Raw genomic sequence first — 18603 nt, forward strand, 5'->3', positions numbered from 1 at the left:
ACTGATGTTATCGGTAACAGTTTACTTTCGAAGCGTACCGCCTAAGCTCAACTTAGGCTGAAAAATTAAGGAACCTTGAGTTTCGTTGCCATCAATCTTGTCTAACAGATTCTCACCACAAGCACTGCCCATCTCAATGATTGATTGTTTAATAGTCGTGATTTTAGGCGAAGCGACCTGATTCAAAAATACTCCATCAAAACCAGTAACGCCAAAATCTTTGGGGATATCACCTCCACAGCGCATGATTCCCCGTTCAACTCCGATTGCCAATCGATCTGAAGCACAGATAAAAGCAGTATTCTTTTCAATCTTTTGCCAATTATCCTTGATGAAATCTGAAGCCAAATGACTATGATTCTCAAATCGATGCAATTCGGGCATCATTCTTTTTTCCTGAACCTGTTGCAAATAACCAGCTTCACGAGAATATTCAAACGATTCCTTACTATCGATGCCAATATAAACTAATTTGTCATAACCCTTTTTTAAAGCTAATTGCGATAATAAATAAGTTCCCGCTTTATTGTTAGTATCAACATAATCTAACCCATAGCGGTTCTCACCAAACATAATCACTGGCTTTTCTAATTTCTTAATCCAGTCGACATCATGTTCACGCATACCTGTGATGATATAGCCATCGCAATTACCAATATCGAAATTCCGACGTGTGACTAACTGCAAAGAATATTGATGTAGATCCAAAGTTTTCGCAATTCCAATCATTAAATTCATATAATATGGTTCTGTTGTATCAATATCTTCCAAAATGCAGAGTTTGACAATCCGCGTATTTTTATTGACCAAGGCCTTAGCAATCATGTTTGGATGGTAGTCCAAATCATGCATCGCTTGATAAACTAACTTTTTCAGTTCATCTGTGACCTTTTCTGGATGATTGATAACGCGTGATACTGTCATTTTAGAAACATTGGTCTTTTTAGCTACATCAAGTAAAGTAGTCATGTTCTTTCCCCCCATATATCACAATTTAATTATAACAATTTAAACCCCTTTCAACGCTATTTTTATTATTTTTTGGAAGAAAAAAAATCACCCATTATAAAATGGATGATTTAACAGTTACGGAGCCAGTAACTATTGGTGTGTTTTTTATTAGGTAGATGCTGTTAACATCTATCGAATTTCATTATCAATGCTAAAATATTAGTTGTAAATATCTTTTTAGTTCTATGACTAAATTGTTAGCAAAATGTGACAAAAACGTAAGACTAAATGTGAAAGGAACAAAATCATGGATCACTCCACCCAGATTCTTCTGATAATTTCTGGAATCATTATGGCAATAACATTAATTGTTGGTACTATCTTAGTCAGCATCACGCTCTTTCAAATGGCCAAGTCTGTTAAATTGCGAAATAAAATGCTTTTTCAATCCAGTCGCCCTTATTTAGTTTGTTTGAGAAATCAGCAACAATTGGAAATTAGAAATATTGGTCAAATTCCAATCAAATTAGACCAACTCATTATCGATCAAGAAACTATTCCTTTAGACGGAAAAATTATTCCAATTGGACAATCTTTCTTCTATAATATAGGTCCAAATTCTGCCATAAATGCTCTAATCAAATATCATGATGATATTGGACAATACGAAAACAATTTTCCTTTATAACTAACATTACTTAACCCTCTGTAAACAGTTTTTCTTACGATATCTTACAAACCTTACAAAAACGTTAGTATCAAGTCATTAAGGTGCATGATATCCTTTTTAAGAATCATGGAGGATTATTTTATGAGTAAAAAATTATTAAGCGGATTAAGTATCATAATTGTTTTATTAATTCCTATTTTAATTTATCAATTGTGGTATGTTCCTAACTACACTGGGGATGACTATTACACCTATATTGGTAAATCTTATAAAGAAGTTATTGAAAAAGATGATTCAGGTAATGAACTTCCAACTTATTATTACAACCAGGATTCTTTCAATAGAAACGGAACCAAAAAATTACTAAAATTTGATAGTGCCATTGGTCGTCCGATTAAACCAAATAATTATATAAAAATCTCTTATAATGATCATCGCAAGCGCGTCTTGTCTTGGGAGAAGGTCAAAAAAAATCAAGTACCTCGGAAAACTTTAGACAGACTTATAAATAATGCCACAAATTAGTTACAAATTTCAATAGATTTTTTTTACTTTTTGATTACACGTTTATTACGATGTTAATTTCTGAGAACAATTGTGTAACTTTCATTATATTTGATCTAAATAATGACTATACTTTCTTATGTTGCTAAAGCAACAAAAGGGAGAAAGGGTTTATGGTTTTTAAGAAAAAATTTGTCGTAGCTCTTGCTATGATGATGTCAATGATCACGTTGTTCTTTTGTGCAACCAATGTTGACGCTGCACGTACAGATATGGTCGATGTCTCTAACAACAATGGTTCTATGACACTCGCAAATTTTCAAGATATGTATAGTAACTACGGCGTAAAGTCAATGGTTACTAAAATTAGTGAAGGGTCTTCTTATAAAGATGCTGATGCTGCAACTGCAATCAAGAATGCACAAGCAGCTGGACTTTATGTCAATGGCTATCACTACGCTAGATATAGTACTGTCAGTGGTGCCATTGCTGAAGCTGATTTTGCTGGTAAGACAGCTCAGGCTGATGGATTGCCAACAGGAGCTGTCTTAGCTACTGATGTGGAGAGTTCTGAACAGAGTTCTTTAACAACAGCTCAAAATGACGCTAATAATAAAGCCTTTATGACAGAAATTGCTAAATACGGGTACCGTTCATGTATCTACACTATGGGCTCATGGGTCGGTTCAAAAATGACCGTCGATGACGGTTGGATTGCATCTTATCCTTACAATCCAGCTGGTCAAGAATGGTATACCGGCTATCACGCATGGCAATGGTCAAGTACTTATCAATTTAGTGGCAGTTACGGTAACTTCGATGTTTCTGAACTTTATGACGATTACTTTACTAGTTATGAATCACCTACTGGATCAACTACTACAACAACTGGTGATAATAGTTCAGATTCTAGTTCCTCAGATTCTTCTGCTACAACTGACAGTGGCTCAAACTCTGGTACAGGTTCAATCACCGTTTCAAATTCATCCGGCAGTTACGTTCCACTAGTTGCCTTGCAAAATGATGGTTCAATGGCTACTGTTTCTAATCGTGCCTTGGGTAACAATACTTCCTGGGCTACTGATCAAACAAAGACCGTTGATGGCGTAACTTATTATCGTGTTGCTACTAATGAATGGGTCAATGCTAAATATCTTAGTGGCAATTCAGGCAGTTCGACTGATTCAGCTTCAAGTGATACTGACGTAATCAAAGTCAGTGATTCATCTTCTGCATATGTCACATTGATGGCTTTACAAGACGATGGCACAATGAAGACTGTTTCTAACCGTGCTTTAGGTAACAATACTTCTTGGGTTACTGATCAAACTAAAACTGTTGATGGCGTAACTTATTATCGTGTTGCTACTAACGAATGGGTCGCTTCAACTTATGTCATTAGTTAATAATTTAATAAAATAAATATAAAATGTCTTGAAATCAATTGAGGTTTCAAGATATTTTTTTACGCTTGTTTTGAAAAATTTCTATCATCATAAACTTCAACGCAGTAATCTTTTTTACCACAAACGAGACAGGTTAATTTACGCGTTTTTAAATTATGTTTGGCAAAAATGATCTCTTTAAAACTTGGCTTGATTTGAGAATTGCAATTGGGACAAATGTAAGCAGTATTTTTGTAGTAAAAATAGGTCAAAGCACTAGCTACAATGATTGCAATTACAATTGCTACAATAAATGGCCACCAGACTCCTTTAAAAACACCCCAAAATAAGCTGCCCCATTCCAAAATGTCCAAGGGAATACCGTATAAAATCATCATTAAATGTACCTTACGCAATTTTTTCTTATTGTCCATAATCTTTTCTATGTCATCGATCGTCTCGATTTGGATTTGACTGATTTGTGGTAAATTACGTTGCAGATCTTCGACCGTCTTCAATTTGGATTTAGAATCTTTGATAGTAGCCTTCAATTCTTTTTGTCGCTGTTCCAACAAAAGATTCAAAATTGTCACTGAATTAGGACTTTCAAGAATCTCGGCAATTGCTTTTAAAGAAATTCCTAACGCCTTTAATAACAAAATCATCTTTAAACGTTGTAAATCATTATCATCATAAATTCTCTTGCCATTATCTAAAACTTGGCTCGGTTTAAGTAATTCTTTTCTGTCGTAGTACTGTAACGTCCGAACAGATACTTCAGCAATTTTTGCAAGTTCACCAGTTGTGTATTCTGACATAGATTTCACTTCCTTTGATACTTCTTTTATAGACTATTACGTTAGGTCGTTAGCAAGGCTTTTTACCATTTTTTTATAATAACGCCGTTATATTGTCATTTATATGATACAAAAAAATCCGATGAATGAAATCAAAAATTTCATCATCGGATTTTTTATACTAGAGGATCGAACCAACGACCTCTGCAATCTTTTCTATTTAAAGTAAGTTTCGGCAAAATTAATTGTCTTATTAATATACTTTTGGCCAGCAACTTTCATTGACTCAGCATGCGCTGCGCCCTTAACAATCCATAATTTCTTAGGACCGTGGTCGTAGCTATAATTCTTATATGCATTGGAAGTCGGAACAAAGTGATCTATTGATCCCTGAATGATAAAGAGCGGAACTTTATTATTCTTCAGAGTATCCTTAGTATCTGCTTGATAGAAGTTATATTTTGCAAGTACATCGGCGAACAAACTAGCTGTTGGCACGATTGGGAAACTTGGCAAATTGAATTTTTCCTTCAATTCATACTTCAATTCTCCGGCAATCGTTGAATATCCACAATCAGCAATCGCAAATTTAACATTCTTCAACTGCTTCCCTAAGGTATACATTACTGTGGCAGCCCCCATGCTGACACCGAATAATCCAACCTCAGATTTCGAACCATTCTTTTGATTAACTCTTTGAATCCACTTGGCAATATCGTTACGGTCTTTCCAACCATAACCTGAATACTCACCTTGACTCATTCCAAATGATCGATTGTCAGGTGTTAAAACGTTATAGCCTGCTTTATGAAACATCTTAGCATAAGAACCCATGTACTTACTTGCACTTCCGTAACCGTGTATTACAACAACCGTCTTGGCTGTTTTATGTGCAGCGGGTAAATAGCGAGCTTTCAATTTCAAGTTGTCTTTACTTTTTTGTTGCCAAATCTGTGTCTTTTGATTAGCAAACCAATGATCATCTTTGGTCATTGGTCCACCGAGCTGACTCCCATATCCGCTCTTGCTAAAAGCAAAATTAAACATGTAGCCACTGGCAGCAATATCAGCCACTAAAGCTAAACTGACCACTACCAAAAGAATTACTTTAATATACTTTTTTACTCTCATAATCTACCCTACTTAGAACTTAAAAATTAGTGTCGCTAAATAATCATAAGCTTCCGGGTAAACTAATTGCAAATTAAAATTTTTATATTTCTTGGTTTGAAAGCTTTTCGTCACGCACACGGTTCTCAGTAGCATTGCTGTGGAACCAGTGAATATGTGAATCGAAAAAGGCAATCATATCGTTCATGAAGTACATAATGTATGTCAAGAACAAGACTGGACTAGCATCTCCTTGAGTAGCTGTAACGCCCCAAAGAACGATAGACATAATACCTTGAGCTGTCCAGAAATAATATTGTTCACGGAAACGCAAAGTACATAATAATGCACCTGTGAAACCAATAGCAGCTGAAACTGAATCAATTACAGGACGTGGACTGATGAATAGGTTTGTATCCATCAAATACAACAATCCCCAAGCAACGAAGAAGAAAACAGCTGTTAGAAGCCATTTAAGACCTGTTAAACCATGAATATGCTTTTCAGCATCCTTAGCCCATTGTGGACTGATCAAAACAGGAATATCTAGTAAGACGATGTAACTTAACTGAAGAACAACATCTGAGAAGTTCTTAGCATTGATAGCGACGTAAATATAAATAAGTGCGGAAACTAATCCTAAAACACCATTTAAAGGCTTGGCATTGGTAATAGCGACAGTACATGTGAATCCTAAAATTGCGGCTAGCCATGTCCAAATAGCGATAGCGTTAATTGAATGTGAAAGTGTTGAAGCTGTTATGGCCCCTAAACCAAACATTAATAGCATGTAACTTCTGAAACTCCAATGTTTCATTTGTTCAACATACCATTTTGGGTTGAAAATACTCATTGTTTCTTCTCCTCTGGACTAACCATCAATATACGATTGTAGTTCATTATATTGATAATTAATCAAATTTTATTTATCCCTCAAATTGTATTAATTAAAATATCAATTTAACCGACAGCTAAAATCATACCACCTTTTTTGATAGATTTGTTAATGATGATTTCAAGTATACGGAAGCCATATCGGTGTAAAACGCTTACCCCTCCTGTCAAATGGGAAGTTTATCATCTGATACAAGATATAGATTTTTTTGAATTCATATCACTATATATTGTTATAACGGACGAAATGCACCACTAGATATCGTCATAATATAGATATTTATAAAAGATAGTTTCAGGATAAAAATAATTTTTGGCACATTAATATATTTAAGCTTCAAAACAAAAAACTCAGCAATCATTTTTCGATTACTGAGTCTTTATGTTTTTATACTTTAAAGTTATTAGTTAAATCTTACCAACTAAATCGCCACTAGGTTTGATAGTCTTTTCACCCTTGTGCCAATCGGCTGGACAAACATTGTCACCATGTGCTTCGACGAATTGGGCTGCTTGGAGCGTTCTGAGAATTTCCTTAGCATTTCTACCTATTCCCATGTCATTAATAGTATATGACTTGATAATACCCTTAGGATCAATGATGAAGACGCCACGGTAAGCTTGACCACTCTTCTCATCTAAAATATTGAAGAAATCAGTCAATTGATGCTTTTGATCTGACAACATTGGATATTCAACCTTTCCAATGGTATCAGTTGCTTGAGCCCATGCCATGTGCGAAAATTGGCTATCGACTGAAACGGAATAGACTTCGGCATTACTTTCTTTGAAGTCTTTATAGGAATCTTCAAAATCGCTTAATTCGGTTGGACATACGAAAGAAAAATCTGCTGGGTAGAAAAACATTACTGACCATTTTCCTAACAAATCAGCTTTGTTAAAGGTCTTTAATTCACCCTTTTGATATGCATTAACATTGAACTCTGGTATTTCTTTATTAATATAGTTCATTCTTAGGCCTCCCTAAATTATGTCTTAATTATAATTCTAAAACATATGAAACGTCAACATTTCATAATATTTGTTTAAACATTTATATCTTAACAGAAATTTAGTTTTAATTTAAAAATAAAGCCCTTTATGTGACAATATAACTATTCGATTAGGAAAGGCTTGAAATTATGACACATGATGAACAACTAAAAGCTGTAAAAGATTTTTCTTATCAAAAAATGAGCGGCGACGCTACCGGACATAACTTCGATCACATCCAAAGGGTCGTCAAAACTGCTAAAAAAATTTTGGTGACTGAAGCTGCCGACCCACTTATCACTTTAAGTGCAGCCTATTTGCACGATGTGGCAGATGATAAATTAGTCAGTGATCCTGCTGAACTCGAAAAAGAAATTAGAGATTTTCTCAAAGATAATCAATTCAGCAACACACAAATTGAAGAAATCATTTTTATTACTCACAATCTGTCATTTAGCAAGTCTTTGGGATCCAATCCTCCTAAACTTTCACTCGCTGGTCAAATCGTTCAAGACTCTGATCGACTGGATGCGATTGGTGCTATTGGTATTACTCGTGCAATTTACTATGGTGGCGCTAATTCAGATACTATCTACGACCCTAAAATTTTGCCAAGAGAAAAGATGAATAAGAAAGAATATCGTAATTTGAATAATGAGACGATCATCAATCATTTTTACGAGAAATTATTGAAATTAACTGATATGATGAATACGTCATCTGCTAAGAAAATTGCTCAAAGTCGAAATCAATATATGTTGGGCTTCTTAGCGGAGTTTAAAGCGGAATGGGATGCAAAAAAATAATCATAAAGGGAGTAATAAATTTTGGTTTCATTTGAAGAACAAGATAAACAATATTATGATCACATCATCAGAAATTTAAATGAACGTGGCGTTAAGTTAACCGATATTGCGGACATCGTGATTTTTTTGGAAAAAGATTATGTTCCTGGGCTTGATAAGGAGATTTCTATTCACGCTATCAATAAAGTTTTGCACAAGCGTGAGGCCCAAAATGCTATTATGACTGGAATCGACCTCGATATTTTGGCCGAAAAGGGTCTTTTGTCAAAGCCTATGCAACGAATCATGGAAACTGACGAGTCAACATATGGAATTGACGAAAATATTGCTATCACTTTAGCAAGTCTTTATGGTTCAGTTTCCGTAACTAATTATGGTTATGTCGATAAAATCAAATATGGCGTTTTAGGCAAGTTAAACGACAAGTCAACTGGAAAAATCAATGTCTTCTTGGACGATTTAGTCGGTGCCATCGCTGCAGCTGCTTGTGGTTGGTTAGCTCATAATGAACGCGAAGTTCAAGAGTTATTGAAAAAAGAAAATAAATAAAAAGGATTCAAAAATCTTTGACTGAAATATCAGTTATTAAGACTTTTGAATTTTTTTTATACTACTAGTAAAACATTGATATTCGTATGGATATTTCGTCAATTGTTCCCTAGGTTCGCCATTCAACAAACTCACATGGTAATCTAACTTGCTTTCTTTAACGATATCTTCAGCTTTTTTCAAATCATGCCTAGCACCATCTTCCAAATCCTTAGTCAGACCAGGTGCAAATGAGACTCCCACGTTCATTGGTAAATTGGCTGTATTGACAACCGAAACTAAATATAATTCTGATTGAAAGTGCTTAGCTAATGAAATAGCGGAATTCAAAGCATTATACGAACTTTGACTGCCATCGATAGCAACTAAAATTTTTTCATACATCGTGAATGCACCTCCTAATAGCTTTAGCCAAATTCTAGCAACTTAGGAAAAAATAAGACATTTATATGCTATCAAAAGACTATACATTTGATATACTAATCGGTAGAAATGATTATTTTTGTTAAGAGGGATTATTATGTCAAGTCAGGAACGTTCAGCTTTGATTCAACATGAATGTCAAATAAGAAATAATCTTAAAAAAATAGAATTCACGCACTATTTCAGCAACCGATTTATGGAAAAATATACACAATTTTTTTGCATTGAAGATTTTTTAAAGTCATTAGGGATAATCAATCGAAATTCATTAGAAAGAATTGGTCAGGCAATTTTGGAAAAACAAGTCCACAAAACTACTATTTTCTCTTCATGGCAGGAAATGCTCGACTATGCTGGAAAGGATTATCATCAAAATAAAGCAGTTGAAATTTAAAGGACATTAGCAATCAGATGTATCACCCACAAATGCAAGGGATAAAATAAATAAAATCCATATTTTAATTTTTGATTAAGAGATCCAATCTTGCCATTATAATAGTGTAGCAATGGAATAATCAAAATAAAAAAGATATCACTCGCATTCATCGCAATCGTATCAAAAATCATAATGCCATTTAAATTAGGAATTGTTAAAGCCATTGGTAATTCAATCAAAGCAAATACCATCATCAAAATTAGATATGCTCGATTTCTTCGTTTGACGTCTCCATAAGTCAATTGTGTAATAAACATGAAGGGAACAACCACGAAACTTCCTTCCAAAGGGATTATTAAACTTGCAATCAATAAAACTATTGCCAAACTTTTCAAAACTTTTTTTAAAGATGGATTATTATTTTGATTATTCCAAGATATCAAAACTATCGCACCTAAAAAAAGAGTTAGGAAAATATTGTCTCCAAGGATAGACATCACGTTATGTTTTCGTAAAACAAATAAATTAAGTAACCAGTTACCAACTGACATCCCCACTCCCCAAAGTAATAATCGACTTAAATAATTTTTCCGACTGTGGGTATAATGCAAACCTTCAACTACTAAATAGGCAAATCCGACCGCCACAACACGAGTAATAATGTGAAAGAAATCTGCTAAATATGGTGAAATAAAAACGTCAATATGATCTAGGACCATTAAGAGCATTAAGATGATTTTAAACGTTTCCCGATTAATCGATTTCGATGTAAGATTGGGTGTGAATTGTTGCATTTTTTCTTCTCCTTTACTGTTATGAATTGATTATCTAGGAAAAGAAATCAACTGTAAATATACCTGACATAAGTGTTAGTACGGCATTACAAATCAGTAAGATTATTAATGAATAGAGATTAATAATATAATGAAAAAAATCAAAAGGCTTTTACACTCAAATGGTTATTACATACTTATTGTCGTGACTGGACTAGCATCTCTAGTCGTCCTTGTCTTAAGTTATTTGCCGGGATTTGATGTCTCCAGATTCCCCTATTTGCAAATCGATATTTTGACCTTAGTAATTTTTTCATTCGATTATTTTGTAAGATTATTTTTAGCACCTAATAAGGTCAAATTCTTACGCAAAAACATTGTCGATTTATTAGCAATTTTGCCTTTCAATACCATCTTCAATGCTTTTCGAATCTTTCGGGTAGTCAATATTATCAGCCTTACCAAAATATTTACGCTCATCCGTTTTATTGGGACAGCTGGAAAACTACAAAAAAATGCCAAAAAAATTCTCAAAATAAACGGTTTCTTCTATTTAATAATCATCTGTGGCATCGTTTTAGTTACTGCCACTATCATGTATTCTTTGGCCGAAAACGTTTCTTTGAGCGATTCATTTTGGTGGGCTATCGTCACCGCCTCAACGGTTGGTTATGGCGATGTTGCTCCAAAAACTCTCGTTGGACGTTTAGCTGCCATTTCTTTGATGATTATTGGCATTGGATTTATTGGAACTTTAACTAGTACCATAACGAGTTATTTCACGCAAGAAAATAACGTCGAAAGTGAAGATAAATTGGATAAAATTTTAGTCAAGTTAGATAAAATCGAGTCGGAAAATAAACAACTGCGTCAAGAAATTAATGATTTGAAAGCTCACCAAAAATTTAAATAAATTTTTAATAATGTAGTAAAAATTTTGAAAGCAAACTAATAAAGCTTTTTAAATTCTAATCTATATCAAATCCGAGTGGAATTCTTTGAGACATCTCAGATATAATTAGAAAAAATATTTTGGGAGTCTCAATGAAAAAGAAAATGCTCTTTTTAACTGTCACATTAGCCTTAATTGTAATTGTAAATTGTAAAACAACCTCGGTTTCTGCGGCTAATAATCCGATTGAAAATTATTTAACCGCCACTAACATGAAAAAATCAGCACAAATTTCTAATCAAACGAAGAAGATCAATCAAACTATCAATCGCCGATTATACAAAAATGTCAATGCTGTCACAAAAGTTCTTGACGAGGAAAAGAGCCTCTCCAAAAAGAAGCTCTCTAATATTCAACAGTATTGGTCTCAGTTTGTTAAGAAAATTAATTATTTGAAGAATTCTCAATTAGAAATTTATGTAACATCTAATTTTAAAGAACTGTCGCAAAATAGTCGACGTGAAGTGATAGCAATGGCACAGCATTTAACCTTAGACTGCTTAGAAAGTTATCGGGCTGTCACACGAGAAGAACATCTTGAAGGCTTATTCGCTCATATTTTTTGTGATGGGACTGCATTAGGACGAACTGAATTTTTGAATCATAAAGACTTGATTTGGCACGATTAGCTGCTCCTAAAAAGATATTTAAAATTTTATTTACTCAAAAAGGCTCAACATAATTATTACTCGGTTAATTATTTATGTTGGGCCTTTAATTGTTCTAAAAACATTTAATTTATTCAAGTCATATTTTTTACATCATTTACTATTTTGTTTAATAAATTTTAAAACATCTTCAACCTCAGTTGATTTATCATCAAGTAACTTAATAAATTTTGCATCTTTAATAAAATTCATTAAATCATTTAAAGCATTTAGATGATCAGTAGAGTTAATGGCACTTAACGAAAAGATATATTTAACTTTTTCATCCTGATTCATTAATTTAATTGGATTTGCTAATGTTGTAATTCCAATTCCAATCTTTTTTGCTCCATTTTTAGGATTAGCATGTGGTAATGAGATTTCAGGTGCAATTAAAAAACTCGCCCCATGTTCCACTTCATGAATAATTGCTGATAGATATTTTGAAGAAATAATCTTATCATTCAAAAAAGGTTGAAAACTTTTATTTATAGCTTCATTATAATTATTACAATTCAAATTTAATTGAACAAATTCTGGAACAATAATATCCTTTAAGGAAAGCTTTTTTACATCGAAAACTGGATGTGTTTGAAAAACTTCTTCAGAAAGGCTCTTTCTAATTCGTTTAAGTGTAATCTCATTGTGAACATTATTATTAACAACTTTCATTACAGCATCTAATGTTGGTGAAACAAAGTTATTTGCTGAAAATTTGCTATTCACTTTTTGGATGATTGAATATCTTTCTTCACTTGATAGAACCGGATTTATCACAAAGCAAGGTTTATTTAATGTAAAAAGATCACTGCGATAAAAAGTTGAAAAAATCATATCTATTTCATCCAAATGTTCATTTAAATCTGTATAAGGAAAAGGCATTAAAAATTTAATATTAGGGAAAATACTGGTTAATTGTAAGTAAGCTAACGCTGAACTACCTATTCCATTAGGACAAACTATTGCGGCAGTTAGATAATTTTTTTTAGTTTGATTAGCTTCATAAATAAATCCTATTAAATGGATTGTTAAATATGCTATTTCCTCATCAGGAACTTTTCCTAATTCTTTACTAAAAGAATCAATCGTTTGCGATAACAATTTAAATATTGCATTATATTCTTTAATTACCTGCTTTGTTAATGGATTTGTGATTGGAAATTTAAATTGAAGTCTAAAATACATTGATCTAAAGTGTGTAAATATCTGACTAATAACTTTTTTATTATCCGAGAAATTAACACCGGAAATAATAGAGAATCTATTAACTAGCTGCTCAGTTATTTTATAGATATGATCGTCAACTTGAAGATCTTTATTATCACCAATACTCAAACACAAAACAACGGTTGAAAAATATAAAATGGTCTTTGAATTTGTATAACCTAAATCCTTTAATAATTCTTCCGTAAACTTGTACTCGTTTGTTTCCTTTATTGAAAATTTTTTGACATTTGTTGGAACATAATTCGGCCTTTTCGAAACTCTATTAATAACAATAGTCAAAATATAGCAAAATTCTCTAAGCCTATTCTCAACGAAATCTATATGAAACTTCTCTTTTAAACCGGTTACTAAATTGATAACTTCTTTAAGACCATATTTACAATTTGAATCTATAAAGTCATTTAGCAGCTCTGATTTATTTTCAATTAATTCATCAGATATACTTTTTATCAGACATCCTCTTATTGCATCTTCCCTTCCAACAATCCGGTATCCTGTTTTTCGGTCATAACTTACTCTTAACTTTTTAGATAATAAGAAATACTCTAATTGTTTTAAATCCTTTGATGCTGTAGATTGGCTGACTTGCAATAATTCCTGTAAATGAATTAATGATAAATATTTATTACTCGTAGACAAAAGTAAAATCAAAAAAAGTTGTCGTTCCTTTGTACTTAAGACATAGCTTTTTAACGATGTTAAATTTTTAGATACTCTAGTTTTTAACAAGTATTCATATGTATTACTAGGAACACTAATATAGACACCATCAGCATCTATCTTTTCCTTATTGTTTGACTCCAAATACTGATTAAGCTTATCTATAGAATAATCAATTTGTCGATCTGACAATGAATATCTCTCGGTTAGTTCATCCTTGGTTAAAATCGGATTCTGAATCAATCTATCTATAATAATAAGCTGTTTTCTATCTAACATTATTTTTCCCCCCCAGAAAGTCCATTTTATAAAATAAAGCCAAAAAAGTTGCTAGCCTTCTGACTATCAACCTTTTCAATCTTATTTTACTTTTGTTTACGATACTCATCAATTTTATTTCTAAACTGTTTTGCATTATCAGCAATATCATCAATATTTCCTTTTGATAACGCTCCACCTATACCTACAATATCAGTTCCAGCCTTTAACCAGTCTATGATATTTTCAGTATTGACACCACCGGACTCAATAAGTGGTAAATAAGGGATTGGAGTTTTAATCGTTTTAATTAAATCTGGGCCAACTATTCCTCCGTAAGGGAAAATTTTGATAAACGTCGCACCCTCTCGTAATGCATTAACGGCTTCAGTTACTGATGTACAACCTGGAGCATATGGTATTTGATACTGATTACAAAGTCTTGCAACTTCCTTATCAAACATTGGAGAATATATAAATTGTGCACCTGATTTAATAGCATCTTTAGCGGTTTCACCATCCAAAACTGTTCCAGCTCCTACAAGTAACTTATCTCCAAATTTTTTCCTGAGAATTATTATAGAATCAGCTGCGCTATCAATTGTGTAACTGACCTCCATAACGTCAACTCCACCTTTTACAATTCCTTCAGCAATTTCAAGTACCCTTTTCGTATCAGCTCGAACTACCGCTAAAGCACCACTATCGTAAATTCTATTCATGTAATCTAATTTTTTCATAAACTACCCCTCAATGATTTTATTAGTTCTGTAATATTCAATCATTTTATTTATTTCTTTTAATTCTTCTTTATCTGGCATAATAACTGGTTTTTTAGCTGAGCCAACATCGATTCCACTCAATGTTACAGAAGCTTTCAAAGATGATGGTGTAGTTCCGGTATGAAGAATTTTCCTTAGAGGTTCAATATTCTGTTGATTCTTTTTTGCCTTCTCTATATTTCCATCTTTAAAGTATTTATAAATATTAACATCATTTTGAGTTAAGAGATTCGCTGTAGCAGCGATTGCACCATCACCACCCGCTTCCAATAATTCTAGGATTTTAGAGTCAGAGCCTGATAAAACTCCAAAATTATTATTATTCCTTAACTTCAAGTATCCACGCATATTTTCAATGTCACCTGAACTATCTTTTACTCCAACAATATTCGGATTTTTAGATAATTCCGCGACAGTTTTGGGATCAATATTTACTCCTGTTTTACCGGGCATATTATAAAGAATAATTGGTACATCTACTGAATTAGCTAAATCATTAAAATTGTTTATTAATTCATCCTGTGTATTTGGAACAAAATATGGAGTAACAACTGATAATGCATCAGGATGCAATTGAGAAATTTTTTGACTAAAACTAATAGTTTCAGAAGTACTATTCAAACCAGTACCAACGAAAATTTGAGTTTTATTACCCACATAATCAATGACATGCTTTGCGAAACCATATTTCTCATCTTCTGTGAATGAATATGCTTCCCCATTTGTTCCTAATATAAATATTCCATTTATATCATATGATAAAAGTTTATTTAATAATTTATCTGTTTTTGAATAACTAATTTTCTGTTCATCATCCAATGGTGTAACCATTGCAACAATAATCCCTGAAACATCTGCCAAAATACAATCTCCTTTCTAATGATTAATGAAAGATTCCTAAGAACCAATTTAATAATGATCCAACAACGTTATAATCGACGTTAGGGAATGTAGAACCTGTGATACCTAATGATGAGAATTCTGGATAAAGTAATATTGGTAAGAACGCTAATAATAATCCAACTACAAAGGATCCAAGGATTGCTCCTCTCCAACCACCTGTAGAGTTACCAAATATACCTGCTGTGCCACCTGAGAAGAAACAAATATGAGCGGCTGGAATAATTACAATCGGAAATTTGAGTAAAACCATAACTACAATTGCTAACAATCCTGCTGCATATGAACTTAAAAATCCAACTAAAACGGCTGTTGGAGCAAATGGAAAAATTGTTGGTACATCCAAAGCTGGACGTGATCCTGGAATAAACTTCTCTGAAATTGCAACAAAGGCTGCAGTGATTTCAGCAAGAAACATACGAACACCTGTCATCAATATTGAAATTCCAGCTGTAAATGTCAAAGCTTGAATCATTGGATAAACTAGCCAATCAGTTGTTCCGGCCAATTTTGTAACAACTACTTTACCAGCGGCTAGGGCAGCAATATAGAAGATTACAATCATAACGACCGCTACACCCATTAGGAAGTCTTTAAAAAATGACAACCATTCTGGGAACTTAATATTTTCTGTTGTTTCATCCTTATGTTTACTAAATGTATTGCCTAATAAACCTGATAGAGCATAACCAATCATGTTAAAGTGACCAATGGCCTGAAAATCTCCACCAGTAATTTTTCTCATAAATGGCTGACACAATTGAGGCAAAGCAGCAGAAACAAATCCTAAGATTGTTCCACCAACAATAATTGCCCAAGTATTTCCAATACCGTGAGCCTTTAAAATTAAGGCTAAAACACAGGCAAAGAATAAACTGTGACCACCAGTAAAGAATACGTTCTTAAATGGTGTAATTCTTGCAAAGACAAGGTTCATAATGAATCCAGCGATAAGAGTAACTGAAACTACGAATCCATATTTTCCTTGTGCTAAAGCAGTTGCTGCTTCAGGCGAAGCGATAACACCTGTTAAATGAAAGCCTTTTTGAAACATCACGTTAAAATTTTGAAGAGCCGTTGTCATGGTACTAGCTCCGACACCAAAAATCAGAAAACCGATAGCAGTTCTAAATGTTCCTTTTAAAACATCTGTTGCTTTTTTATGCTGTGCCACCAATCCTATAAAAGAAACTATTGCCAATAGAATAGCGGGATTTGATAATAAACTAACTATAAAGTGCATATTAATTTACTCCCCTCAAATTTTGTAATATTTAAAAAATTAAGATTGTACTTGCTTTAATGCTTCGGATAATTTTGTATAAATCTCATCTTTATCAAGAATGTTCTTGATACCAACGACAACCTTGTCGATTCCCTGATCCTTTAATTCTTGTGCCACGTCACTCAAGGCAATAACAATTGGTCCATTAAAACTTGGTAATCCATCCAAAGATGAGTGTTCAACTTGAACAGGCAATTTATGTTCATCAATAACTTCATTCAACTTAATTTTTAACATTAAACTTGAACCTACTCCTGCACGACATGCTACTAAAGCTTTAATCATAATAAATACTTCCTCTCTTTATTTTTCGACTTTATTTTTTAATACCGAATCCTGAATAAACTGTAAAATCTCACTGGATTCATTAGAATCAGATAATACTTGATAAAATTTTTCATCTGTTAATAAACCAACCAATTCTTGCATTGCTTTGAGATGAGAATTATTATCAGGTGCACTCAATGTGAATACATAAGAAACCGGATCATTATCCTCATTATGGAATTTAATCGCGGGTTCTAAAACTGTAATTCCCATTGCTAATTCTTTAGCCCCAGCTTTACCAGGTGCATGTGCCAATGCTACATGTGGTGCTATTACAAAATATGGACCATATTCTTTTACGGAATTAATAATTTCATCTACATAATTAGATGTAACAATATCATCATCTAATAATGGCTGTGCCGATAACCTTATTGCATCTTTCCAATCATCAGCTTTAACATGCAATTTTATCAAATCTTGTTTTATAATTTTTTCAATCATTGACAACACCACCTAATCTCTTTTACATGAATTATTATATGTTTATTTATGTAAGCGCTTCAATTGCTATTGCTATCATATTTTGTTATTGCTTCAACAAATAATACAATTGTAAATCAACATTTTACTTCCAAAACTCCTCTTGCTGTAGACAAGTAGATTTTATGAAACCGCTTACTTTTAATGTTTGTTGATTTCTTTACACAAATAGGAATCAATTGTTATTGTTTAAAAATCATTATGAAATAATAATAACCTTAGATACTCAACTAAGGAGGAACAATAATGACTAATTCATATTCATCATTAATACATAATTTTATAGGTGAAGAAATTGCAGCATTAAACAATGTTAATGAAAAATCCGAAAACGAATTTGACCCCATAGTGGATGAACTTTTAAATATAAAGGGAAAATTAATATTTATGGGAGTTGGAAAATCCGGATTAATAGGTAGAAAATTAGCAGCAACTTTTTCAAGCACAGGAACTCCATCATTTTTTGTTCATGCAACTGAAAGTGTTCACGGGGATCTTGGCATGATTGAAGAAAATGACACGGTTATTCTAATTTCTAATAGTGGTGAAACTAAAGAAATCATTGCTCCGATAAAATCACTAAATACTATTGGTTCAAAGACCATTGCCTTTACAGGAAATCCGGAATCCACATTAGCTAAATTATGTGATTTAACTCTTACGATTCATGTTAATAAAGAAGCTGACAAGCTTAATTTAGCTCCTACCAATAGTTCCACAGCAGTATTAGTTGTAGGAGATGCAATTGCCTGTACATTGTCAGAATTAAAAGGTTTTTCAAAAGACGATTTTGCTACATTCCATCCAGGAGGAGCATTAGGAAAAAAATTGTTAAGTACAAAATAAATTAC

General features: G+C 32.9%; 22 protein-coding genes. 9 read left to right on the forward strand and 13 right to left on the reverse strand.

Features of this window, described 5'->3' with window-relative positions; genetic code table 11:
* Positions 1–21 precede the first annotated feature (21 nt).
* Positions 22–969, reverse strand: coding sequence for a LacI family DNA-binding transcriptional regulator (locus tag FHL05_RS06665; protein ID WP_153384585.1), 948 nt, complete (start codon positions 967–969; stop codon positions 22–24).
* Between the two features lie 334 nt (positions 970–1303).
* Here FHL05_RS06665 and FHL05_RS06670 point away from each other — a divergent pair, with 334 nt between their 5' ends.
* The 3 genes from FHL05_RS06670 (at position 1304) to FHL05_RS06680 (ending at position 3531) form a co-directional block, all read left to right on the forward strand.
* Complete coding sequence (locus FHL05_RS06670; protein ID WP_153522324.1) at positions 1304–1639, forward strand: hypothetical protein; 336 nt, start codon at positions 1304–1306, stop codon at positions 1637–1639.
* Positions 1640–1762: 123 nt separating this feature from the next.
* A complete protein-coding gene (locus FHL05_RS06675) occupies positions 1763–2146 on the forward strand; it encodes a YxeA family protein (RefSeq protein ID WP_162000238.1) in 384 nt (127 codons plus the stop codon).
* Between the two features lie 152 nt (positions 2147–2298).
* The gene (locus FHL05_RS06680; protein WP_153384582.1) at positions 2299–3531 is read left to right on the forward strand and encodes a GH25 family lysozyme; all 1233 of its coding nucleotides are present in this window, start codon (positions 2299–2301) and stop codon (positions 3529–3531) included.
* Positions 3532–3590: 59 nt separating this feature from the next.
* Here the strand turns inward: FHL05_RS06680 and FHL05_RS06685 are convergent, their stop codons facing one another.
* The 4 genes from FHL05_RS06685 to FHL05_RS06700 form a co-directional block, all read right to left on the reverse strand.
* On the reverse strand, positions 3591–4328 hold the full coding sequence (locus FHL05_RS06685) for a MerR family transcriptional regulator (RefSeq protein ID WP_153522326.1): 738 nt from the start codon (positions 4326–4328) through the stop codon (positions 3591–3593).
* Positions 4329–4523: 195 nt separating this feature from the next.
* Positions 4524–5438, reverse strand: a complete 915-nt coding sequence (locus FHL05_RS06690; RefSeq protein ID WP_153384580.1) for an alpha/beta hydrolase — start codon at positions 5436–5438, stop codon at positions 4524–4526.
* An 82-nt stretch (positions 5439–5520) separates the two neighbouring features.
* On the reverse strand, positions 5521–6270 hold the full coding sequence (gene pnuC, locus FHL05_RS06695) for a nicotinamide riboside transporter PnuC (protein WP_153384579.1): 750 nt from the start codon (positions 6268–6270) through the stop codon (positions 5521–5523).
* Between the two features lie 449 nt (positions 6271–6719).
* The gene (locus FHL05_RS06700; protein ID WP_153384578.1) at positions 6720–7283 is read right to left on the reverse strand and encodes a peroxiredoxin; all 564 of its coding nucleotides are present in this window, start codon (positions 7281–7283) and stop codon (positions 6720–6722) included.
* A 170-nt stretch (positions 7284–7453) separates the two neighbouring features.
* Between FHL05_RS06700 and FHL05_RS06705 the strand changes: the two genes are divergently transcribed.
* Both FHL05_RS06705 and FHL05_RS06710 read left to right on the forward strand, forming a co-directional pair.
* The gene (locus tag FHL05_RS06705; protein WP_153384577.1) at positions 7454–8110 is read left to right on the forward strand and encodes an HD domain-containing protein; all 657 of its coding nucleotides are present in this window, start codon (positions 7454–7456) and stop codon (positions 8108–8110) included.
* 21 nt (positions 8111–8131) lie between these two features.
* The gene (locus FHL05_RS06710; RefSeq protein WP_153384576.1) at positions 8132–8659 is read left to right on the forward strand and encodes a phosphatidylglycerophosphatase A family protein; all 528 of its coding nucleotides are present in this window, start codon (positions 8132–8134) and stop codon (positions 8657–8659) included.
* A 36-nt stretch (positions 8660–8695) separates the two neighbouring features.
* On the opposite strand, the gene FHL05_RS06715 is transcribed toward FHL05_RS06710, so the two are convergent.
* Entirely contained in the window at positions 8696–9043 is a 348-nt protein-coding gene (locus FHL05_RS06715) for a universal stress protein (RefSeq protein WP_153384575.1), read from the reverse strand.
* Between the two features lie 136 nt (positions 9044–9179).
* On the opposite strand from FHL05_RS06715, the gene FHL05_RS06720 reads away from it, so the two are divergent.
* Positions 9180–9476, forward strand: a complete 297-nt coding sequence (locus FHL05_RS06720) for a hypothetical protein (protein ID WP_153384574.1) — start codon at positions 9180–9182, stop codon at positions 9474–9476.
* On the opposite strand, the gene FHL05_RS06725 is transcribed toward FHL05_RS06720, so the two are convergent.
* The gene (locus FHL05_RS06725) at positions 9473–10252 is read right to left on the reverse strand and encodes a TraX family protein (RefSeq protein ID WP_153384573.1); all 780 of its coding nucleotides are present in this window, start codon (positions 10250–10252) and stop codon (positions 9473–9475) included. The genes FHL05_RS06720 and FHL05_RS06725 overlap by 4 nt on opposite strands.
* A 130-nt stretch (positions 10253–10382) precedes the next feature.
* Here FHL05_RS06725 and FHL05_RS06730 point away from each other — a divergent pair, with 130 nt between their 5' ends.
* Entirely contained in the window at positions 10383–11144 is a 762-nt protein-coding gene (locus FHL05_RS06730; RefSeq protein ID WP_153384572.1) for a potassium channel family protein, read from the forward strand.
* Between the two features lie 131 nt (positions 11145–11275).
* The gene (locus tag FHL05_RS06735) at positions 11276–11812 is read left to right on the forward strand and encodes a hypothetical protein (protein ID WP_153384571.1); all 537 of its coding nucleotides are present in this window, start codon (positions 11276–11278) and stop codon (positions 11810–11812) included.
* Positions 11813–11944: 132 nt separating this feature from the next.
* Here the strand turns inward: FHL05_RS06735 and FHL05_RS06740 are convergent, their stop codons facing one another.
* The 6 genes from FHL05_RS06740 to FHL05_RS06765 all read right to left on the reverse strand — a co-directional run bounded on the left by FHL05_RS06740 (position 11945) and on the right by FHL05_RS06765 (position 17713).
* Positions 11945–13996 (reverse strand): BglG family transcription antiterminator, encoded by a 2052-nt coding sequence (locus tag FHL05_RS06740; protein ID WP_153522327.1) that lies wholly within the window; start codon positions 13994–13996, stop codon positions 11945–11947.
* A gap of 86 nt (positions 13997–14082) precedes the next feature.
* A complete protein-coding gene (locus tag FHL05_RS06745; protein WP_153384570.1) occupies positions 14083–14715 on the reverse strand; it encodes a beta/alpha barrel domain-containing protein in 633 nt (210 codons plus the stop codon).
* A gap of 3 nt (positions 14716–14718) precedes the next feature.
* Positions 14719–15618: a 4-hydroxy-tetrahydrodipicolinate synthase gene (gene dapA, locus FHL05_RS06750; protein WP_153522328.1), complete on the reverse strand. Its 900-nt coding sequence runs from the start codon at positions 15616–15618 to the stop codon at positions 14719–14721.
* Between the two features lie 22 nt (positions 15619–15640).
* Entirely contained in the window at positions 15641–16900 is a 1260-nt protein-coding gene (locus FHL05_RS06755) for a PTS ascorbate transporter subunit IIC (RefSeq protein ID WP_153384568.1), read from the reverse strand.
* 39 nt (positions 16901–16939) lie between these two features.
* Positions 16940–17227: a PTS sugar transporter subunit IIB gene (locus FHL05_RS06760; RefSeq protein ID WP_153384567.1), complete on the reverse strand. Its 288-nt coding sequence runs from the start codon at positions 17225–17227 to the stop codon at positions 16940–16942.
* A gap of 18 nt (positions 17228–17245) precedes the next feature.
* Positions 17246–17713: a PTS sugar transporter subunit IIA gene (locus tag FHL05_RS06765; protein WP_153384566.1), complete on the reverse strand. Its 468-nt coding sequence runs from the start codon at positions 17711–17713 to the stop codon at positions 17246–17248.
* Positions 17714–17998: 285 nt separating this feature from the next.
* Here FHL05_RS06765 and FHL05_RS06770 point away from each other — a divergent pair, with 285 nt between their 5' ends.
* Positions 17999–18598: a KpsF/GutQ family sugar-phosphate isomerase gene (locus FHL05_RS06770; protein ID WP_153384565.1), complete on the forward strand. Its 600-nt coding sequence runs from the start codon at positions 17999–18001 to the stop codon at positions 18596–18598.
* Positions 18599–18603 lie beyond the last annotated feature (5 nt).

Origin of the sequence: Companilactobacillus halodurans, assembly GCF_009600995.1 — a bacterium.
In the GTDB taxonomy this organism is placed as follows: domain Bacteria; phylum Bacillota; class Bacilli; order Lactobacillales; family Lactobacillaceae; genus Companilactobacillus; species Companilactobacillus halodurans.

Coding starts and splice junctions, on each gene's coding strand:
- FHL05_RS06735 (WP_153384571.1), top strand. CDS start 11,276: ATGAAAAAGAAAATGCTCTTTTTAACTGTCACATTAGCCTTAATTGTA.
- FHL05_RS06675 (WP_162000238.1), top strand. CDS start 1,763: ATGAGTAAAAAATTATTAAGCGGATTAAGTATCATAATTGTTTTATTA.
- FHL05_RS06770 (WP_153384565.1), top strand. CDS start 17,999: ATGACTAATTCATATTCATCATTAATACATAATTTTATAGGTGAAGAA.
- FHL05_RS06725 (WP_153384573.1), bottom strand. CDS start 10,252: ATGCAACAATTCACACCCAATCTTACATCGAAATCGATTAATCGGGAA.
- FHL05_RS06720 (WP_153384574.1), top strand. CDS start 9,180: ATGTCAAGTCAGGAACGTTCAGCTTTGATTCAACATGAATGTCAAATA.
- FHL05_RS06740 (WP_153522327.1), bottom strand. CDS start 13,996: ATGTTAGATAGAAAACAGCTTATTATTATAGATAGATTGATTCAGAAT.
- FHL05_RS06760 (WP_153384567.1), bottom strand. CDS start 17,227: ATGATTAAAGCTTTAGTAGCATGTCGTGCAGGAGTAGGTTCAAGTTTA.
- FHL05_RS06745 (WP_153384570.1), bottom strand. CDS start 14,715: ATGAAAAAATTAGATTACATGAATAGAATTTACGATAGTGGTGCTTTA.
- FHL05_RS06670 (WP_153522324.1), top strand. CDS start 1,304: ATGGCAATAACATTAATTGTTGGTACTATCTTAGTCAGCATCACGCTC.
- pnuC (WP_153384579.1), bottom strand. CDS start 6,270: ATGAGTATTTTCAACCCAAAATGGTATGTTGAACAAATGAAACATTGG.
- FHL05_RS06715 (WP_153384575.1), bottom strand. CDS start 9,043: ATGTATGAAAAAATTTTAGTTGCTATCGATGGCAGTCAAAGTTCGTAT.
- FHL05_RS06705 (WP_153384577.1), top strand. CDS start 7,454: ATGACACATGATGAACAACTAAAAGCTGTAAAAGATTTTTCTTATCAA.
- FHL05_RS06700 (WP_153384578.1), bottom strand. CDS start 7,283: ATGAACTATATTAATAAAGAAATACCAGAGTTCAATGTTAATGCATAT.
- FHL05_RS06665 (WP_153384585.1), bottom strand. CDS start 969: ATGACTACTTTACTTGATGTAGCTAAAAAGACCAATGTTTCTAAAATG.
- FHL05_RS06765 (WP_153384566.1), bottom strand. CDS start 17,713: ATGATTGAAAAAATTATAAAACAAGATTTGATAAAATTGCATGTTAAA.
- FHL05_RS06685 (WP_153522326.1), bottom strand. CDS start 4,328: ATGTCAGAATACACAACTGGTGAACTTGCAAAAATTGCTGAAGTATCT.
- FHL05_RS06680 (WP_153384582.1), top strand. CDS start 2,299: ATGGTTTTTAAGAAAAAATTTGTCGTAGCTCTTGCTATGATGATGTCA.
- FHL05_RS06730 (WP_153384572.1), top strand. CDS start 10,383: ATGAAAAAAATCAAAAGGCTTTTACACTCAAATGGTTATTACATACTT.
- FHL05_RS06690 (WP_153384580.1), bottom strand. CDS start 5,438: ATGAGAGTAAAAAAGTATATTAAAGTAATTCTTTTGGTAGTGGTCAGT.
- FHL05_RS06755 (WP_153384568.1), bottom strand. CDS start 16,900: ATGCACTTTATAGTTAGTTTATTATCAAATCCCGCTATTCTATTGGCA.